Below are 17,949 nucleotides of genomic sequence, written 5' to 3'. Positions count from 1 at the left end.
GCCGCGGCACCGGCCGGCCGGCCGGCGGTGGCGGTGGCCAGCGCGGCGGCGGCCGGCGACGGCGGGGCGGGCGGCGGCGCGTCCAGCCCGAGTGCCCGGGCGACCGTGTCGAACCGGCCGCCCAGCGCCAGCGTGGCCGAGGTGGCCACGACGGTGCGTTCGTCGTAGAGGTGGGCGCTGAGGGTGCCGGCCACCGAGAGCGGCGCGACCACCAGCGCCCGGCGGCTGCCGTTCTCCGGCTTCTCCACCCAGGCCACGTCGTGGTCGGCCTCCTCCAGCAGCCGCTGGGCGGTGGTGGAGAGCTCGTCGAGCGCCGCCTTGGCCTGCTGCTTGCGGACCGGGTCCGGGTCGTCGGCCTTGACGTCGCCGATGGCGTCGAGCGCGGCCCGGGTGGCCGCGTCGAGCAGCGTGCACGCCTCGCGCAGCGGGGCCGGCAGCCCGCTCGTGATCCGCCCGGCCGGCGCCTCGGCCAGCCCGACGGCGAGCGCGTCGCCGGCCTCGGTGAGCCGCTCGGCGACGTCCGGCCGGAGCAGTGGCCGGGCCCGCCGGGCGGACCGGTCGATCAGCTCGGGCACCAGCTCGGCCTGCGCCGCCGAGGAGACCCGGTCGGCCAGCTCGTGGGCCTCGTCGACGATCAGCAGCTTGTGCGGCGGCACGATGTGCCGGTCGGCCAGCATGTCCACCGCGAGCAGGCTGTGGTTGGTGACCACGATGTCGGCCTCCCGGGCGCGGGCCCGGGACGCCTCGGCGAAGCACTCCGCGCCGAACGGGCAGCGGGAGGCGCCGACGCACTCCCGGGCCGGCATCGACACCAGTCGCCAGGCCTGGTCGTCCACCCCCGGGTCCAGCTCGTCCCGGTCGCCGGTGGCGGTCTCCTCGGCCCAGTCGCGCAGCCGCTGGACCTGCTTGCCGAGCCGGCCCGCCTCGCCGAGCCACTTCGTCGCGCCGCCGGGGCGGGCGGCGGGGGCGTCGAAGAGGGTGTCCTCCGGCTCCTCCTCGGTGGAGTTGTCCAGCCGGGCCAGGCAGAGGTAGTGGTGGCGCCCCTTCAGCACGGCGAAGGTGGGCCGCCGGCCGAGCAACGGCTCGACCGCGTCGGCGAGCCGCGGCAGATCGTGGTCGACCAGCTGGGACTGGAGGGCCAGGGTGGCGGTGGAGACCACCACCGGGCCGTCCACCGTGAGGGCCGGGGCGAGGTACGCCAGGGACTTGCCGGTGCCGGTGCCGGCCTGGACCAGCAGGTGCTCGCCGGTGGTGACGCTCCGCTCGATCGCCTCGGTCATCTGCTGCTGGCCGGGTCGGGCCGCGCCGCCGGGCACCGCGCCGACCGCCGCGGCGAGCAGTTCGCTCCCGCTCGGCCGGGCACCCCGGCGCCGGCCGGTACGGGCCGACGGGGTGGCGGAACCGGTGGCGGCGCGGGGCGGAGTCACCGTGCGACGGTACCCGCCGGCCCCGACACGGGCCGCGCCGCTGCCCCGGCGCGGCGGTCACCGTACGGATTGCCGTGGGCCGTGTCCGGTTACTTCCGCGCAGCGACGGCTGGGCGGAATCGGTTAGGGTGCGACTCATGCCGAGCGACGTGGTCCGCGTGATCTACCGCAAGTACGACGGCAGCGCCCACCGCGACTACCCGGCCCGCCGGCTCGCCGAGGACGACCTCGGCGTCTGGCTCGGCGTGCCGGCCGGCACCGAGTCGGTCTACCACGGCCGGCCCTCGGTCGAGCAGATCCCGTTCGTCCTGCTGGTGCCGCACCACGCCTGGTGGACCGGGATGTTCAACCCGCCCCCGCGGACCAGCGAGGTCTACTGCGACATCGCCACCCCGGCGCGGTGGGAGGGCGACGACACGGTCCACCTGGTCGACCTCGACCTGGACGTGGTGCGCCGGCGCGCCACCGGCCTGGTCGAGCTGCGCGACGAGGACGAGTTCGCCGAGCACCGGGAGCGCTTCGGCTACCCCGACGACGTGGTGGCGGAGGCCGAGGCGGCCGCCCGCTGGCTCTTCGCCGCGCTGGGTGACGGCACCGAGCCGTTCGCCACGTCGTACCGGAAGTGGCTCGCCCTGGTGCTCTGAGCCGGCCTGATCAGCGCTGCGGGCCGTCTCCGGCGCCGAGCTCCGCCAGTCGGGTCAGCTTCTCCGGGTTGAGCTGGTTGAAGATGCCGGTGATGCGGCCGCCGTCCACGGCGAACGCGCTGACCAGTCGCAGGGTGCGCCCGTCGTTCAGGACGATCTCGAACCGCAGCCCGAGCGCGCCGTTCACCAGCACCCACCGGTACCGCGCCCGGTCGTCGTAGCGGCCGGCCTGCCCGAAGAGGCCGAGGGTGAACCGGGCCACCTTGTCGGCGCCGGTGACCGGCCGGCGGGCCGTCGGGAAGTGGCCGCCGCTGTCGCCGATCAGCACCACGTCCGGCGCCAGCACCCGCATCAGCGCCGCCAGGTCGCCCGACTCGGTGGCGGCCACGAACGCGGTCACCACCCGCTGCTGCTCGGCGGGGTCGGCGGTGTGTCGGGGGGCGTCCGGGGCCTGCACCGCCCGGCGGGCCCGGGAGGCGAGCTGGCGGGCCGCCTCCGGGGTGGTCTCCAGCGCCTCGGCGATCCGGGCGAACGGCACCGCGAAGACGTCGTGCAGGACGAAGGCGATCCGTTGTTCCGGGGTGAGCCGTTCCAGCACCACCAGCAGCGCGGTGCCGACCTGGTCCCGGCGGACCGCCCGCTCGGCCGGGTCGGGGGCGAAACCGTCGGTGGCCGGGCCGCCGCCGGGCAGCGTCACCAGCGGCTCCGGCAACCACTGCCCGGGGTACGTCTCGCGGCGCACCCGGGCGGAGCGGAGCACGTCCAGGCAGATTCGGGCGCAGGTGGTGGTGAGCCAGCCGGTCAGGTGCCGTACCTCCGCGCGGGCGGCCGGCTCGCCGAGCGCCGCGGCGTAGCGCAGCCACGTCTCCTGGACGGCGTCCTCGGCCTCGCTCCGGCTGCCCAGCATCCGGTACGCCACCGCCATCAGCCGGCCCCGTTCGGCCTCGAACTCCGCCACCGTCTCCACCGTCACCCCGCACCCTCCCCGCCGCCGCCCACATTCTCCCCACCCACTGGACGTGTCGCCCTCCCGGAACGTGACGCCCCGTTCCGCCCCGGGCTTCGAGTGGCGGACACCACTTTCGGCGCAGCGGACCGGTCCTGCGGCGCGGGCGCACGAGCAGGCGCGGGGACCGGGAGCCGGACCGGGGCGCGGACCGCTCGGGAGGCGCCCGGCGGCGGGTTGGGTGAGGATCGGGGGATGGGCGCAGTCGATGAATCGGAGATCGTGGCACCCGAGGGTGGCACGATGCGGGAGTTGTTGCGGGCCGTCTCGGACGGCGACGCGGTCGACCTGGGGGCGATCGATCCCCGCTCCACCCCGGGGGTGCCGGGCGTGGCCGGCTCGGGCCGGGCGCGCAAGGAGTGGACGCGGGCGCAGGTCGAGCTGATCGGCGCCGGGCTGGGCCGGCGGCAGGAGATGCTCTTCGCCACCGCCAAGGCGGCCGGCGAGCCGGAGGAGGCCGCGTCGGCCCCCACCCGCGGCGGGCCGGAGCTGGGCGCCGGTCGCCCGGCGCGGGTGCTGCTGGTGCTCCAGGCGATGGACTGCGGCGGCAAGGACGGCACGGTCAAGCGGGTGGCGGGCGCGATGAACCCGCTCGGCCTGCACATCCGCTCGTTCGGCCCGCCGACGGGGGAGGAGCTGCGGCACGACTTCCTCTGGCGGATCCGGCGGGCCCTGCCGCCGCCCGGGTACGTCGGCGTCTTCAACCGCTCGCACTACGAGGACGTGCTGGTGGCCCGGGTCGACGAGCTGGTCGGGGAGGCCACCTGGCGGGCCCGGTACGACGAGATCAACGCCTTCGAGCGGGAGCTGGCCGGGGGCGGGGTGGCCCTGGTCAAGGTGATGCTGCACATCTCCCGCGAGGAGCAGGCGGAGCGGCTGATGGAGCGCCTGACCGACCCGACGAAGTACTGGAAGTACAACCCGGGCGACCTGGACACCCGGGCGCGCTGGGACGACTATCAGGCCGCGTACGCCGAGGCGCTGGCCCGCTGCGACGCGGACGCCGCGCCGTGGTTCGTGGTCCCCGCGGACCGCAAGTGGTACCGCGACTGGGCGGTGGCCCACCTGCTGCGGGAGACGTTCGACGGGCTCGATCTGGGGTATCCGCCTGCCGGTTTCGACGTCGAGCGGGAGCGCGAGCGGTTGCGGAGCGGGACGACCGGGCAAAGGTGAACGGCAGGTGAACGACCGGTGAATCGGGCCTGACCAGGGGTGGGCCGGGCGATGCCCCATTCGGCGGTGTACCTAGCATGCCCTTCAGTGGACGCCCCGGGGCGTCGGCCACCCTTCCACCGACACGACGAGGTCCGTGCTGTGAAGTTTTCCTTCCGCCCGAACGAGGGCGCTTTCTACGAGCTCTTCACCAGGGCCGCGCAGAACCTGGTGAAGGGCACCGAGCTGCTGAACGAGCTGGCCCTGCCCGACGTCGAGGTGCAGTCGGTGAGCGAGCGGCTGACCGAGGTGGAGCACGACAGCGACAAGATCACCCATGAGCTCTACAAGAAGATCAACTCGACCTTCATCACCCCCTTCGACCGGGAGGACATCTACCGTCTGGGCTCGCTGCTCGACGACGTGATGGACCACCTGGAGGCGGTCGGCAACCTGCTCTACCTGTACGGCCTGACCAAGCTCCCCTCGCTGCCCCGCGAGATGCACGAGATGGTCAACGTCCTCGACCAGCAGGCGAAGCTGACCGCCGACGCGATGCCCCGGCTGCGGTCGATGAAGGATCTCGAGGACTACTGGATCGAGTGCAACCGCCTGGAGAACGACGGCGACCAGGCCTACCGGATGCTGCTGGTCCGCCTCTTCTCCGGCGAGTACGACGCGTTGACCGTGCTGAAGATGAAGGAGGTGGCCGACGAGCTGGAGGCCGCCTGCGACGCCTTCGAGCACGTGGCCAACACCGTCGAGACCATCGCGGTCAAGGAGTCCTGATCCTGTGAGTCCCGAACTCATCGCCGTGCTGGCGGTGATCGCGGTGGCCCTGGTGTTCGACTACACCAACGGCTTCCACGACGCCGCCAACGCGATCGCGACCAGCATCTCCACCCGGGCGCTGACACCCCGGGTGGCCCTGGCCATGGCGGCGGTCGGCAACTTCATCGGCGCGCACTTCGGCGCCGAGGTGGCCAAGACCGTCGGCAGCGGGCTGGTGAGTCTGCCGACCGGCCGGGCCAGTCTGGGCATCGTCTTCGCCGGCGTGATCGGCGCGATCGTCTGGAACCTGATCACCTGGTACTTCGGCCTGCCGTCGTCCTCCTCGCACGCGCTCATCGGTGGCCTGGTCGGCTCGACCATCGCCGCCTCCGGCACCGTCCTCTGGAAGGGCATCGGGCAGAGCGTCATCATCCCGATGGTGCTGTCGCCGATGGTCGGCTTCCTGCTCGGTTACATCGTGATGATCGCCGTGCAGTGGATCTTCCGGAAGGGGCACCCGGGCAAGCTGAACCGGGGCTTCCGCTGGGCGCAGACCGTCTCCGCCGCCGCCATGTCGATCGGCCACGGCCTCCAGGACGCCGCCAAGACCATCGGCATCGTGGTGCTCGCGCTCTACGTCGGCGGTTACCAGAACGACCCGACCTTCATCCCGGAGTGGGCGTTCTGGACCTCCGCCGCGGTGCTCGCCGCCGGCACGTACGCCGGGGGTTGGCGGATCATCCGGACCCTGGGCCGGAAGATCATCGACCTGCGGCCGCCGGAGGGCTTCGCCGCCGAGACCGTGGCCAGTTCGGTGCTGTACTTCAACGCCCTGGTCCTCGGCGCCCCGATCTCGACCACCCACACGATCACCTCGGCGATCATGGGTGTCGGCGCCACCAAGCGGCTCTCCGCCGTCCGGTGGGGCGTGGCCGGCAACATCGTCGGCGCGTGGGTGCTGACCTTCCCGGCCGCCGGCTCGATCGGTGCCCTGATGTACTTCCTGGCCCGTCCGCTCTTCAGCTGACCGGCCACCGCGAAGGCCCCCGCCGTCGGCGGGGGCCTTCCGCGTTCAGGCGTAGTCGACCCCGATCCGCTCCCGGATGCCGTCGAGCAGCCCCATCACCTCCAGCGTGGTGGAGTGCGGCACCAGTGGGCTCTCGGTCAGCCCCGCCGCGAGGCAGCGCTGCACCTCGGCGGCCTCGTGCTGGTAGCCGCCGCCGACCAGCTCGGCGGTGAGGGTCTCCGGCTCGGCGCCGGCCCGGTGCAGGACCGCCGCCCCCGGCCGGTAGAACGGCTCGGGCAGGTCGATCCGGCCGGTCGTGCCGGTGATCGAGGCGGTGATCGCGGTCGCCCCGACCATCCCGCAGCTCAGCGTGGCCACCGCGCCGGAGTCGTAACCGAGGACGATGCCGGTGTTCTCGTCCACCCCCTCGGGGCCCAGCCTGGCCCAGGCGTGCACGTGCTCAGGCACGCCGAGCAGCAGGTGGGCCAGGCTCACCGGGTAGACGCCCAGGTCCAGCAGCGCACCGCCGCCGAGGGTGCGGGCCCGCATCCGGTGCTCGGGCGGGAACGGCCCGGCGGCACCGAAGTCCGCCCGTACGCTCGTCAGCTCGCCGATCGCCCCGTCGGCGACCAGCTCGACCACCCGCAGGATCAGCGGGTTGGTCCGCATCCACATGGCCTCCATCAGGAAGATCCCCCGGGCGCGGGCCGCCTCGACCAGCTCGGTGGTGCTGGCCAGGTCGAGGGTGAACGGCTTCTCCACCAGCACCGCCCGGCCGGCGTCCAGGCAGACCCGGGTCGCCTCGTGGTGGGCGGCGTGCGGAGTCGCCACGTAGATCACGTCCAGCCCGTCGTCGGCGGCCAGCTCCGCCCAGGAGCCGTACGCCCGCCCGGCGCCGTGCCGGGCGGCGAACCGCTCGGCGGCCTCCGGGGTGCGGGAACCGACCGCGGCCAGCTCGGCCCCCGGCACCAGCCGGAGGTCCTCGGCGAAACGGCCGGCGATGTGTCCGGTGGCGAGAATGCCCCAACGCGTCATGGCGGCCACGCTAGCGAAGCTCCGCCGACGGGCGGGCGGGCGACCCGGCCCGCGGGAACTAGGCTCGCGGAATGACGATCGACAGTGACGGCTTCGCCGCGCCGGCCGCCCTGGTCGAGCACGCCCGCCGGTTCCGCGCCGAGGGCGGCACCCCGGCGGTGCCGCGGGTCGCCGCCACGGTGCTCCTGCTCCGCCCGTCCGGCGCCGACTTCGAGGTGTACGTCATCCGCCGGGTCGCCGCGATGACCTTCGGCGGGATGTACGCCTTCCCCGGCGGCGGGGTGGACCGCTCCGACTCGCAGGCCCACCTCGACTGGGCGGGCCCGGAGCCGACCGAGTGGGGCAGCCGGCTGGGCCTGGCCCCCGACGCCGCCCAGTCGGTGGTCTGCGCCGCCGCCCGGGAGGTCTTCGAGGAGGCCGGGGTGCTGCTGGCCGGTCCCGACTCCGCGACCGTGGTGGGAGACGTGAGCGGTGACGACTGGGAGGCCGCCCGGCAGGACCTGGAGGGGCGCCGGGTCGGCTTCGCCGACCTGCTCGCCGGTCGCCGGCTGACGCTCCGGTCGGACCTGCTGCTGCCGTGGAGCCGGTGGATCACCCCGGAGTTCGAGCCGCGCCGCTTCGACACGTACTTCTTCCTGGCCCTGCTGCCGGCGGGGCAGCGGACCCGGGACGTCTCCGGCGAGGCCGACCACACCATGTGGATCCGCCCGGCGGACGCCCTGGCCCGGGCCGAGGCCGGCGAGCTGACCATGCTCCCGCCCACCCTGGTCACCCTCGCCCAGGTCGCCGCCGCCGGTGACCTGGCCGGCGTGGTCCGGGCGGCGGCCGACCGGGACGCCGCCACCCCGGTCACCCCCCGCCTCGACCTCAGCGCGAACGGTGAGGCCCGCTTCGTCCTGTCCTGACCCCACCCTCCACCCGCCGCCGCCCCGCCCCCCACCCGCCGCCGGGCCCCTCCGCCGCCCCGGTGGCCCGCCTTCGCCCGCCGGCCTCCGGCGTGCTCGCCCCGGTTTGGGGCGTGTCGGGGTGTCCGGCGGCGGGGATAGCCCGACACGCCGCAAACCGGGCGTGGGGGCTCGGCGCTCGCCGGCGCGGGGACGGTGTCCGGCGGTGGGGCGGCGGCCGGAAAGACGCCGAGGGGCGTCGGTCAGTGCGACCGACGCCCCTCGCGGACCGGGAACCAGCGGCTCAGCCGAAGCGGCCGGTGATGTAATCCTCGGTCTTCTTCACGCTCGGGTTGCTGAAGATCTTCTGGGTGTTGTCGTACTCGATCAGCCGGCCCGGGTCGCCGGTCTTCTCGATGGAGAAGAAGGCGGTCCGGTCCGACACCCGCGCGGCCTGCTGCATGTTGTGGGTGACGATGATGATGGTGAACTTGTCCTTGAGCTGGAACATCAGGTCCTCGATGGCCAGCGTCGAGATCGGGTCCAGCGCCGAGCAGGGCTCGTCCATCAGCACCACCTGCGGCTCGACCGCGATGGTGCGGGCGATGCAGAGCCGCTGCTGCTGGCCGCCGGAGAGACCGGCACCCGGCTTGCCCAGCCGGTCCTTGACCTCGTCCCAGAGGTTCGCCGAGCGCAGCGCCCTCTCGGCGGCCTCGTCCAGGATCGACTTCTTCCGTACGCCGTTGAGCCGGAGCCCGGCCACCACGTTCTCGAAGATGCTCATGGTGGGGAACGGGTTGGGCCGCTGGAAGACCATGCCGATCATCCGGCGGACCGCGGTCACGTCCACGTCCCGGTCGTAGATGTCCTGACCGTCCATGGTCAGGCTGCCCTCGACCCGGGCGCCGGGGAGCACCTCGTGCATCCGGTTGATGGACCGCAGGAAGGTCGACTTGCCGCAGCCGGACGGGCCGATGAGAGCGGTGACGGTCTTCGGCTCGACGGTCAGGTTGATGTTCTCGATCGCCTTGAACCCGCCGTAGTAGGCGGTCACGTTGGTGGCTTCGATGCGCTTGGCCATGGTGGTGGTACCTCCGGGGTTCATCGGCCGAGCCGGTTGCGGCGGGCCAGCAACTTCGCCGCGATGGTCAGGACGAGTACGAGGGCGACCAGGGTCAGCGCCGCGGTCCACGCCCGAGCCGGCGCGTACCTCGACGCGTCACCGGCCTGCTGGTAGACGAAGAGGGCCAGCGACGACTGGTTGTTCTCGAAGGGGTTGAAGTTGATCGCCGCGCCGCCGCCGGCCACGAGCAGCACCGGGGCCGTCTCGCCGGCGGCCCGCGCGATGGCGAGCATGACGCCGGTGACGATGCCCGGCAGCGCGGTCGGCAGCACGACCCGCAGGATGGTCTTCCACTTCGGTACGCCGAGGGCGTACGCGCCCTCGCGCAGCGGCGCCGGGACGAGACGCAGCATCTCCTCGGTGGAGCGGACCACGGTCGGCAGCATCAGCACGCTCAGCGCCAGCGCGGCGGCGAAGCCGGAGAATCCCGGCCGTCCGTCGTTGAACCACGGCGACACGACCAGCACCCAGAACGCCAGGATGAACAGACCGGAGACGATCGACGGGATGCCGGTCATCACGTCGACGAAGAACCGGATCGCGAAGGCGAACTTCCCGCGCCCGTACTCGACGATGTAGATGGCGCAGAGGATGCCGAGCGGGACGGTGATCAGCGTGGCGATGCCGACCTGCTCCAGGGTGCCGACGATGGCGTGGTACGCGCCGCCGTTCGGGTCGCGCGCCCCGATGTTGTTCATCGAGGTGAGAAAGAAGTCGGAGTCCAGTCGCTCGGCGCCCTTGCTGAACAGCGTCCAGACCACCGAGGCCAGTGGCAGCACGGCCAGCACGAAGGCGGAGTGGATCAGCGCGCTCCAGGTGCGGTTGCGCGCCGACCGCCGGCCCTCCACCGCGTTCGCGGCGGCGAAGAGGCCGGCCAGGTAGAGCAGCGCGCCGACGACCACGACGAGCACCGGGCCTCCGATGCCCGCGCCGTAGACGATCGCGGCGGCGACGAGCAGGGCGGCCAGGGCGATGGCGGGGGCGGCGTACTTCGGCAGCCGGCGGGCCCGCAGCGTCTCGGGTCGAGCCTCCGGGCGGGGACGGTGGGAGGTGAGGGTGGTGGTCATGCGGCCGACTCCGTGAACTCCCGGCGGCGGTAGATGATCGCCCGCGCCGTGATGTTGACGATCAGCGTGATGGTGAAGAGCACCAGACCGGAGGCGATCAGCGCGCCCCGACCCGTGTCGTTCGCCTCGCCGAACGCGTTGGCGATGTTGGCGGCGATGGTGTTGCCGCCGTTCTCGATCAGGTTGAACGAGATGCCGAACGTGATGCCGAGGGTCAGCGCCAGCGCGATGGTCTCGCCGAGCGCCCGGCCCAGGCCGAGCATGACCGCGGCGATGATGCCCGGGCGCCCGTAGGGCAGCACCGCGGTGCGGATCATCTCCCAGCGGGTGGCGCCCAGCGCGAGGGCGGCCTCCTCGTTCGCGGTCGGGGTCTGGAGGAACACCTCGCGGGAGAGCGAGGTGATGATCGGTAGCACCATGATCGCCAGTACCAGCGAGCCCAGCATGATCGATGCTCCGAACGGGCCTTCGCCGCCGAAGAGCGGGATCCAGCCGAAGTACGTGTTCAGCCAGACCGAGAAGTCCCGGACCGGGCCGGAGAAGTAGTCGCGACCCCAGAGCCCGAAGACCACGCTGGGCACGGCGGCCAGCAGGTCGATCAGGAAGCCGAGCGCGGTGCCGAGCCGGCGCGGGGCGTAGTGGGACAGGTAGAGCGCGATGCCCAGCGCGACCGGGACCGCCAGGAGCAGGGCGATGACGGAGCTGAGCACGGTGCCGAAGGCGAGCGTGCCGATGCCGAACTTCGGCTGGGCCTCGTTGGGCGACCAGCCCTCGTAGGTCCAGAAGTTCTCGGTGTTCGCGCGCAACGCCGGGACCGCCTTGGCGATCAGGAAGATCGCGATCGCCGCGATGACGACCAGGACGGCGGTGCCGGCGGCCAGGGTGAGCCCACGGAAGGCCCGCTCCGCGCCGAAGGCCCGGGCCCGCGGCAGCGCGCCGCCGCCGCCCATTCCGTTCCCGCCCGGGTCACGGGTGCTGACAGAGGTCTCGGACACAAGCGCCGAGGCACCGGCGGGCCACTCGTGACCTGAGGTCACGGGATGCCCGCCGGTGCCGGCGTGCGCCGAGCGGGGAGGGGTTTCACCCATCTGCTCGCTCGCTTCGAATTGAGGGGGTGGTGGTGTCGGTGACGCCGGTCAGGAGAGGTTCTTGACGGCGGCCTCGACCTTGGTGCGGACCGAGTCGGGCAGCGGGGCGTAGCCCAGCTCGGTCAGCTCGGCCTGGCCCTCGCTGCTGGCGGCGTGGCCCAGCAGGCCCTTGACCAGCGGCAGCTTGTCGGCCGGGATGCCCTTGCCGCAGGCGATCTCGTAGGTCACCAGGACGATCGGGTAGGCCCCGGCCGTCTTGGTGTTGTAGTCGACCTTCATCTTCAGGTCGTCGCCCTGGCCCTCGATGGCGGCCCCGGCGATGGTCTTGCCCGCGTTCTCGGCGGTCAGCTCGGCGAACTCGCCGGCGCCGTTCTTGATCTTCGAGATCTTCAGGCCGGCGTTCTCCGCGAAGGACCACTCCATGTAGCCGATGGCGCCGTCCGCGCCCTTGACCCGGCTGGCCACGCCGTCCGAGCCCTTGGCGCCGGTGCCGCCCGGTGCCTTCCACGCCTTGGCCTTACCGAAGGTCCAGTCGGCCTCGGCGGTCTTGGAGAGGTAGTTGGTGAAGTTGTCGGTGGTGCCGGACTCGTCCGAGCGGTGCACGGTCTGGATCGTGGTCGCCGGCAGCTTGGCGTCCGGGTTCTCGGCCTTGATCGCCGCGTCGTCCCACCTGGTCACCTTGCCGCCGAAGATCTTCGCCAGGGTGGCCGGGCTGAGCTGGAGGTTGTCCACGCCGCTGACGTTGTAGGCGACGGCGACCGGGCCGATCACCATCGGCAGGTGGATCGCCTTGCCGCCGGGGCCGCACTTGGCGTCGGCCTGCGGCTGCTCCTCCTCCTTCAGCGCCGAGTCGGAGCCGGCGAAGTCGGCGGTGCCGGCGATGAAGGCCTGGATGCCGGCGCCCGAGCCGGAGGGCTCGTAGTTGATCGTCGAACCGGCGCACTTCTGCTGGTACGACTTGATCCATTCGGCCATGGCGTTCTTCTGGGCGGAGGAGCCCTGCGCGTTCAGCGTCCCCGTGGCGCAGTCGGCCGCGCTGGCCGAACCCGAGGCCGAGGTGCTCGCCGGCTCGTTGTTGTCCGAGCCGCAAGCGCTGAGACCGAGCATCGCGGAAAGAGCGAGGCAGGCGATGGCGCCGTGCCGCTGGAGCTTCACCTGAGGGGTTTCCCTTCACGTCCGGGGAGTCGACCGGTTGGTCGTTCCTGCGCCGGCGCTGACCGGCTGACACGAAAGCTAGGAGTGCCAGGTAGCCGGTTCGCCGGTCGGAAGTGAACGGGAAATGAACATGCGCGGCCGGAGGGGTGGCCGCAGCCTGAGGGTCGGTTGTCCGGTAGGTGAACTACCGTCCCCGTGTCGCTACTTATCCGATCTATCCGGACGGCCGTTATCATCCCGAGTCCGCGTCGTTACCGCGCGGTGATCCCCTCGCCGGCCCTCGGTGGACGGCGAGCGACGGCCGGCCGGTTCGGCGCTGCGCGAGCGCGGCGGCCGCCGGCCGGAGCCCGCCCTGTCAGCCGAGCGAGTAGTTGACGTGCCCGCACCAGCGGGCGAAGCCGAGCCGCTCGTAGAGCGCGACCGCGCTGGTGTTGGACTCGTCCACGTACAGCATCACCCGGTCCAGCCCGCGGACGTCGCGCAGGTGGGCCAGGCCGGCCGTGGTCAACGCCTTGCCGAGGCCGCCGCCGTGTGCGGACGGGTCCACGCCGAGCACGTAGACCTCGCCGATCCGCGCCGAGCCGGGGCGCTCGTGCACCTTGGTCCAGTGGAAGCCGAGCAGCCGGCCGGTGGCCGCCTCGACGGCGAGCAGGAAGCCGCTCGGGTCGAACCACGGCTCGGACTGGCGGGCCCGCAGGTCGTCGGCGGTCCAGCGGCCCTGCTCGGGGTGCTCGGCGAAGGCCCGGGCGTTGAGCATCAGCCAGGCGGCATCGTCCTCGCCGGGGTGGAACGCGCGCAGCGTGACGCCCTCCGCAAGCCGGGGCGTGGGGAGCGCGGTGGTCAACGGCCGGCGCAGTTGCCAGAGCACCCGGGCCCGGACGAAGCCGAGGTCGACCGCGAGCGCGGCGGCGGACGGGTGGTCGCCGTGCGCCCAGGCCCGCAGCGGCCCGGACGCCGCCGCCAGTACGCCCCGGGCCAGCGCCCGGCCGGTGCCCCGCCGCCGGTGCCCGGGGTGGACGACCAGTTCGACCCCGGTGCCGGTGGCCGGGTCCGTGGTGTCCAGGTGGGCGTAGCCGGTCAGCGTGCCGTCGGCGGCCCGCGCGGTCAGGTGCACCGCGGGCTTGGCCGGCTCACGCAGCCGCAGCAGCGTGTGCTCGTCGAACGGGTCGGCGCCGTCCGCGTCACCGGCGAGGCGGGCCAGCGCCAGGACCTCGGCCACCTCGGCCGGGGCGAGTCGGTCGGTCCGGGTCACCCGGTCGGTCGTCGGCTCCGCGCTGCTCACCCCGTCACCGTAGCGGTATCGCGGGCCGGGAGGTCACGTGGCGCCGTCGACCGGCAGCGCCTCCAGCCGGAACCGGCTGGTCAGGTCCGGCAGCATCGTGCGCAGCGCGTCGACGGTGCCCTGCCGGTCCCCGCCGGCGTCGTGCAGCAGCACGACCGCCCCGGCCGTCGTCTCAGCGGTGACGGTCGCGGCGATCCGCATGGCGCCGGGCGCCGCCCAGTCGCTCGGGTCGACGGTCCAGTGCAGCGGGCTCATCCCCAGCTCCTCGGCGACCGACACCACCGGGTACGTCCACGCCCCGCCGGGCTGCCGGTAGTAGGCGATGGGCGCGTCGGGCACCGCGGCCCGGATCGCCTCGTTGGTCTGCAGCAGGTCGGCGCGGATCGTCCCGGGGGGACGCTGGCCGAGCATGACGTCGTGGTTCCAGGAGTGGTTGCACAGGGTGTGCCCGTCGGCCACGATCGCCCGGACCAGGTCCGGGTGGTTCCGCGCGTTCTCGCCGACCACGCAGAACGTCGCCCGGACCTGGAACTCGCGGAGCACGTCGAGCACCTGGGGGGTGTACTGCGGATGCGGACCGTCGTCGAAGGTGAGGGCCACCTCGGGCGAGCCGGTGGTCACCTGGGTGCCGAGCGGCCCTTCGCCGGCCGCGGGCGGCTGGTGGGCGCCCGCCTCCGGGGTCCCGCTGGCGCCCTGCCGGTCGGTCGCGGGCGGCTCGCCGGTGCCGGACTCGGGCGGTTGTTCGCCGTACTGGGCGCCGTCGACGCTCGTCGCGACGCCGGACTGCTGCCCCGGCCGGTCCGGCATCAGGTTGCGACCCAGCAGGTACGCGGACCCCAGCAGGGCGGCCAGGACCAGCGTGACGACACCGGCGGCGCGGCCGGTGGAGCCGGCCGCCATCAGGTCCACCGCCGGTCCGGATCGTGGTGGGGGCCGATCTTCGCCCCCGTGGTCAGTGCGCGCACCGTCGCCCCCTTCGCCCTGCGAATCCGGCAGTCAGAATAGAACCGGCAACAGGTGCAAAAAGGGCGTATCGGAAACAGTCGCTCGTGCGGGTGCGCCTGGGACGGGCGGCTCAGACCGGCAGCGGTGCGTGCTCCGCGTCGGGCAGCGAGCGCGACGGCGGGACGACGAACTTGTAACCCACCTGGCGGACCGTGCCGATCATCGACTCGTACTCCGAGCCGAGCTTGGCCCGCAGCCGCCGGACGTGCACGTCCACCGTCCGGGTGCCGCCGAAGTAGTCGTAGCCCCAGACCTCGCGCAGCAACTGGTCCCGGGTGAAGACCCGGCCCGGGTGCTGGGCGAGGAACTTCAGCAGCTCGAACTCCTTGTAGGTGAGGTCGAGTGGACGGCCCTTCAGCTTCGCCGCGTAGGTGTCCGGGTCGATGGTCAGCTCGCCGGCCCGGATCGAGCCGCCCGCCCCGGCGGTGGCGTTGCTCAACCGGCCGACCGCCAGCCGCAGCCGGGCCTCCACCTCGGCCGGACCGGCGCTGGCCAGGATGACGTCGTCCACGCCCCAGTCGGCGTTCAGCGCGATCAGTCCCGCCTCGGTCACCACCGCCACCAGCGGCACCCCGAGCCCGGTGGCGTGCAGCATCCGGCAGGTCGCGCGGGCCTCGCTCAGCTCGGAGCGGGCGTCGACCAGGACCGCGTCCGGGCTCGGCCCGGCGACCAGGGTGCGGACGTCGCGGGGGGCGGTACGGACCGAGTGCGGCAGCAGGTCCAGCGCCGGCAGCACCGCCGACGGCTCTCCAGCGCGCGCGGTCACCAGCAACAGGATCTCCACACGATCACCTCCGTCCCGGCGGCTCTCGGCCGCACGCGACCAGCGGCACCCCGGGGCCGGGGCGGCGCTGCGAACTTGCGTGGGTCCCGGCGTCGCTGACGGGCGGGTAACGGCTCGAGCGTAACCGATCGCCCCGGTGCGGCCTCGTCGTCCTTTACCCTTTGCCCGATCTGCCCATGATCGCGCCACAGGTTTTAACGTTGCCGAAACCGTGACCTCCGCCGGGGCCGGTCGGTCTGGCACGATCGGGTCGTGCATCCCTCGACCTCGCCCGAGACCGGCCGCGACCAGTGGGTCGACGACCCGCGTCCGGGGCCGGCCGGCCCCGCCCGCGGCTATCCACCGGGTCCGCGTACCGGCCCGGCCGACGACGGGGAGCAGCGTCGGGAGCGCGGCCCGCGGCGGTTCCGCAAGGGCGGCGCCCCCCGCCGCGCCGACGACGAGCCGGAGGAGCTGGAGGAGGAGCCGGTCGAGCCGGTCGAGGTGCGCAAGCCGCTCTCGCTGACCGTGGCCGGGTTCGCCGCGCTGCTCGGCGTCGGCCTGGTGCTCGGCGCCCAGACCTCCGGCCCCGGCCACCGGCTGCCTTTCGCGTTCATCGTCTTCGGCGTGCAGCTGCTCTTCGTCCTGGCCTGGACGATGGCCATGCGCCCGCCCGCCCTGCTGCTGGTCGCGGGGATCAGCGCCGCGGTCGCCGCGGTCGCCGACGCCGCCGCCGTGCAGAGCGACATCGCCGGCCTGGCGCCGCTGGGCTACGTCGCGGCCGGTGGTTTCGTCCTCGGCGTGCTCGGCCAGCTCGTCCGCCGGGTCGACCGGGTACGGGTCACCGACTCGCTCGGCACCACGCTGCTGATCGTGGTCGGGGTGGTCGCCTTCGCCACGCTCATCACGCTCAGCCGGATCCCGGCCGGCACCCAGGCGATCACCGTCTGTCTCGCGGCCACCGGCGTCGCGCTCACCGTCGCCCGGCTGACCGACGCGGTGCTGCCCTGGCCCCGGCTCGCCCCGCAGGTGCCCCGGGGCGCGGCCGGCGTGGTCGGCGGCGCGATGACCGGCACCCTGACCAGCGCCCTGCTCGGCAGCTACCTGGTCGGCTTCACGCCGACCAGCGCGGCGCTGATCGGGCTGGTCACCGCGGCCACCGCCGTGCTCGCCGACCTCGCGGTCGGGTACGCCGAGGCGGGCCGGTTGATGGCCGGGGAGCCCCCCACCATGTGGATCGCCCGGCACATGCAGGGGCCGCTGGGCGGCTTCGCCCTGGCGGCGCCGGCCGCGTACGCCATGTGCGTGCTGTTCCTCTGAGGCGACGGTTGAGCGTTTCGACGCTCGGGTAGTAGCGGTGCGCCGTACGACGACCCGGTCCGAGCGGGTGGCGACGGCGGTGACGACAGACGGGAGACGGGCGTGGCAGAGGCGTACCCGGCGTACGAGGAGGAGCGTCCCCGGCGGCGCGGTCGCAGGGCGCTCGTGGTCCTGGTGGTGCTGTTGCTGATCCTGGCCGGGCTGCTGGTGGTGGCCGACCGGGTGGCGGCCGGGGTGGCCGAGCGGGCCATCGCCGACCAGGTGAAGCAGGAGGTGGCCAAGCAGAACGCGCAGTCCGCCCCGCCCGCCGTCGAGGTGGGTGGCTTCCCGTTCCTCACCCAGGTGCTCGACGGGAAGTACGAGCGGATCTCCATCGCGCTGACCGACGTGCAGGGCTCCGTGCAGGGCGACGCGGTGAGCCTGCCCCGGCTCGACGTGGACGCCCGCAACGTGCGGGCCTCATTGGACACCATCCGCTCCGGGCAGGGTGAGGTGGTCGCCGAGACCGTCGACGGAACCGGCACGGTGACCTACGACAGCCTGGCGAAGCTGCTGAACCGGCCGGGCCTGAAGCTCGGCGAGCAGAACGGCAAGCTCGCCGTGACCGCGCCGGTGGACATCCTCGGGCAGAAGCTCACCGTCACCGGGACCGCCGACGTGACGGTCGCCGACAACGGCAAGGTGGCGCTGCGTTTCAACGACCTGAACGCCGAGGGTCTCCCCGCGGTGCCCCTGGCCCGCACGCTGCTGAGCAACTACGCCCGGGGCATCTCCGTCGACGTGCCCCTGCCGAAGTTGCCGTTCCAGCTCGACGTGCGCAAGGTGGAGCCGAAGCCCGAGGGGTTGACGGTGACCGCCGCTGCGAAGGACGTGCCCATCAACTCGGCCGGCTGAGTCACGACTCAGCCTCCGACGCGGCCCGGCGCCCGGTGTTCCCGGAATCGCCGGGCCGCGTCCCGCATGCTGGTTGACCCCTGGCACTCTCCGGGACCACTGGTAGGCTCCGTTCTCATGGGGACGCACCTCACCAAACGGCGCGCGGTCGACCTGTGCCGCGTGGCCACCTGCCTGTGTCGCTCCGTCATCTGACGGCGGGGCTGTCTCCGGCCGCTAGCGGCCATCCGGCACTCAGGGTCCGCGTACCCTCCGGTGCTCTCCCACCGAACGCCCGGCAGCGGCGCCGTCGCACGAACCCGTGATCCGATTCGCTATGGGTCCCGC

At 73.2% G+C, this 17,949-nt stretch carries 18 protein-coding genes; 8 read left to right on the top strand and 10 right to left on the bottom strand.

The annotated features are described in order from the left end of the window. Nucleotides 1-1,427: ATP-dependent DNA helicase (locus V6U79_RS16010; protein WP_334615088.1), on the bottom strand; the 1,427-nt coding region annotated here is incomplete at its 3' end. A gap of 137 nt (nt 1,428-1,564) precedes the next feature. Here V6U79_RS16010 and V6U79_RS16005 point away from each other — a divergent pair. Next, complete coding sequence (locus tag V6U79_RS16005) at nt 1,565-2,071, top strand: DUF402 domain-containing protein (RefSeq protein ID WP_334525498.1); 507 nt, start codon at nt 1,565-1,567, stop codon at nt 2,069-2,071. Between the two features lie 10 nt (nt 2,072-2,081). Here V6U79_RS16005 and sigJ read toward each other — a convergent pair whose 3' ends face one another. Further along, nucleotides 2,082-3,038 carry an RNA polymerase sigma factor SigJ gene (gene sigJ, locus V6U79_RS16000; protein ID WP_442933317.1) on the bottom strand — a complete coding sequence of 319 codons (957 nt, stop codon included), beginning with the start codon at nt 3,036-3,038 and terminating at the stop codon, nt 2,082-2,084. 234 nt (nt 3,039-3,272) lie between these two features. Between sigJ and V6U79_RS15995 the strand changes: the two genes are divergently transcribed. The 3 genes from V6U79_RS15995 to V6U79_RS15985 all read left to right on the top strand — a co-directional run bounded on the left by V6U79_RS15995 (nt 3,273) and on the right by V6U79_RS15985 (nt 6,027). Continuing rightward, nucleotides 3,273-4,250: a PPK2 family polyphosphate kinase gene (locus V6U79_RS15995; protein ID WP_334615087.1), complete on the top strand. Its 978-nt coding sequence runs from the start codon at nt 3,273-3,275 to the stop codon at nt 4,248-4,250. Nucleotides 4,251-4,391: 141 nt separating this feature from the next. Continuing rightward, entirely contained in the window at nt 4,392-5,018 is a 627-nt protein-coding gene (locus V6U79_RS15990; protein ID WP_334525491.1) for a DUF47 domain-containing protein, read from the top strand. A gap of 4 nt (nt 5,019-5,022) precedes the next feature. Beyond that, entirely contained in the window at nt 5,023-6,027 is a 1,005-nt protein-coding gene (locus tag V6U79_RS15985) for an inorganic phosphate transporter (RefSeq protein ID WP_334525488.1), read from the top strand. A 45-nt stretch (nt 6,028-6,072) separates the two neighbouring features. On the opposite strand, the gene V6U79_RS15980 is transcribed toward V6U79_RS15985, so the two are convergent. Continuing rightward, nucleotides 6,073-7,041 (bottom strand): Gfo/Idh/MocA family protein, encoded by a 969-nt coding sequence (locus V6U79_RS15980; protein WP_334525485.1) that lies wholly within the window; start codon nt 7,039-7,041, stop codon nt 6,073-6,075. A gap of 71 nt (nt 7,042-7,112) precedes the next feature. Here V6U79_RS15980 and V6U79_RS15975 point away from each other — a divergent pair, with 71 nt between their 5' ends. Further along, nucleotides 7,113-7,946 (top strand): NUDIX hydrolase, encoded by an 834-nt coding sequence (locus tag V6U79_RS15975; RefSeq protein ID WP_334615086.1) that lies wholly within the window; start codon nt 7,113-7,115, stop codon nt 7,944-7,946. A gap of 283 nt (nt 7,947-8,229) precedes the next feature. Here V6U79_RS15975 and pstB read toward each other — a convergent pair whose 3' ends face one another. From pstB to V6U79_RS15940, 7 genes are all read right to left on the bottom strand, one after another. Beyond that, on the bottom strand, nt 8,230-9,006 hold the full coding sequence (gene pstB, locus V6U79_RS15970) for a phosphate ABC transporter ATP-binding protein PstB (RefSeq protein ID WP_334525472.1): 777 nt from the start codon (nt 9,004-9,006) through the stop codon (nt 8,230-8,232). A gap of 20 nt (nt 9,007-9,026) precedes the next feature. Further along, nucleotides 9,027-10,115 carry a phosphate ABC transporter permease PstA gene (gene pstA / locus V6U79_RS15965; RefSeq protein ID WP_334525471.1) on the bottom strand — a complete coding sequence of 363 codons (1,089 nt, stop codon included), beginning with the start codon at nt 10,113-10,115 and terminating at the stop codon, nt 9,027-9,029. Then, a complete protein-coding gene (pstC, locus tag V6U79_RS15960; protein ID WP_334525469.1) occupies nt 10,112-11,203 on the bottom strand; it encodes a phosphate ABC transporter permease subunit PstC in 1,092 nt (363 codons plus the stop codon). Before pstC ends, pstA begins: the two co-directional genes overlap by 4 nt. Before the next feature lie 48 nt (nt 11,204-11,251). Next, nucleotides 11,252-12,358, bottom strand: coding sequence for a phosphate ABC transporter substrate-binding protein PstS (gene pstS / locus V6U79_RS15955; protein ID WP_334525467.1), 1,107 nt, complete (start codon nt 12,356-12,358; stop codon nt 11,252-11,254). 355 nt (nt 12,359-12,713) lie between these two features. Further along, nucleotides 12,714-13,640: a mycothiol synthase gene (gene mshD, locus V6U79_RS15950; protein WP_334615085.1), complete on the bottom strand. Its 927-nt coding sequence runs from the start codon at nt 13,638-13,640 to the stop codon at nt 12,714-12,716. A 33-nt stretch (nt 13,641-13,673) separates the two neighbouring features. Continuing rightward, complete coding sequence (locus tag V6U79_RS15945; protein WP_334615084.1) at nt 13,674-14,540, bottom strand: polysaccharide deacetylase family protein; 867 nt, start codon at nt 14,538-14,540, stop codon at nt 13,674-13,676. Between the two features lie 175 nt (nt 14,541-14,715). Beyond that, nucleotides 14,716-15,429 carry a winged helix-turn-helix transcriptional regulator gene (locus V6U79_RS15940; RefSeq protein WP_334525461.1) on the bottom strand — a complete coding sequence of 238 codons (714 nt, stop codon included), beginning with the start codon at nt 15,427-15,429 and terminating at the stop codon, nt 14,716-14,718. A 252-nt stretch (nt 15,430-15,681) separates the two neighbouring features. On the opposite strand from V6U79_RS15940, the gene V6U79_RS15935 reads away from it, so the two are divergent. From V6U79_RS15935 to V6U79_RS29805, 3 genes are all read left to right on the top strand, one after another. Further along, the gene (locus V6U79_RS15935) at nt 15,682-16,728 is read left to right on the top strand and encodes a hypothetical protein (RefSeq protein ID WP_334525458.1); all 1,047 of its coding nucleotides are present in this window, start codon (nt 15,682-15,684) and stop codon (nt 16,726-16,728) included. Nucleotides 16,729-16,830: 102 nt separating this feature from the next. Further along, nucleotides 16,831-17,622: an LmeA family phospholipid-binding protein gene (locus V6U79_RS15930; RefSeq protein ID WP_334525455.1), complete on the top strand. Its 792-nt coding sequence runs from the start codon at nt 16,831-16,833 to the stop codon at nt 17,620-17,622. A gap of 66 nt (nt 17,623-17,688) precedes the next feature. Continuing rightward, nucleotides 17,689-17,817 carry an Ms5788A family Cys-rich leader peptide gene (locus tag V6U79_RS29805; protein WP_442933786.1) on the top strand — a complete coding sequence of 43 codons (129 nt, stop codon included), beginning with the start codon at nt 17,689-17,691 and terminating at the stop codon, nt 17,815-17,817. Nucleotides 17,818-17,949 lie beyond the last annotated feature (132 nt).

Origin of the sequence: Micromonospora psammae (assembly GCF_036902725.1) — a bacterium.
In the GTDB taxonomy this organism is placed as follows: domain Bacteria; phylum Actinomycetota; class Actinomycetes; order Mycobacteriales; family Micromonosporaceae; genus Micromonospora.
The sequence above is the reverse complement of the archived record's forward strand: the minus strand, read 5'-3'. Positions and strand labels throughout refer to the sequence as shown.

Excerpts from the sequence above, each read along its gene's own strand:
- V6U79_RS16005 (WP_334525498.1), top strand. The coding sequence starts at position 1,565 with ATGCCGAGCGACGTGGTCCGCGTGATCTACCGCAAGTACGACGGCAGC.
- V6U79_RS15995 (WP_334615087.1), top strand. The coding sequence starts at position 3,273 with ATGGGCGCAGTCGATGAATCGGAGATCGTGGCACCCGAGGGTGGCACG.
- V6U79_RS15980 (WP_334525485.1), bottom strand. The coding sequence starts at position 7,041 with ATGACGCGTTGGGGCATTCTCGCCACCGGACACATCGCCGGCCGTTTC.
- V6U79_RS15975 (WP_334615086.1), top strand. The coding sequence starts at position 7,113 with ATGACGATCGACAGTGACGGCTTCGCCGCGCCGGCCGCCCTGGTCGAG.
- pstB (WP_334525472.1), bottom strand. The coding sequence starts at position 9,006 with ATGGCCAAGCGCATCGAAGCCACCAACGTGACCGCCTACTACGGCGGG.
- pstA (WP_334525471.1), bottom strand. The coding sequence starts at position 10,115 with ATGACCACCACCCTCACCTCCCACCGTCCCCGCCCGGAGGCTCGACCC.
- pstC (WP_334525469.1), bottom strand. The coding sequence starts at position 11,203 with ATGGGTGAAACCCCTCCCCGCTCGGCGCACGCCGGCACCGGCGGGCAT.
- V6U79_RS15945 (WP_334615084.1), bottom strand. The coding sequence starts at position 14,540 with ATGGCGGCCGGCTCCACCGGCCGCGCCGCCGGTGTCGTCACGCTGGTC.
- V6U79_RS29805 (WP_442933786.1), top strand. The coding sequence starts at position 17,689 with ATGCTGGTTGACCCCTGGCACTCTCCGGGACCACTGGTAGGCTCCGTT.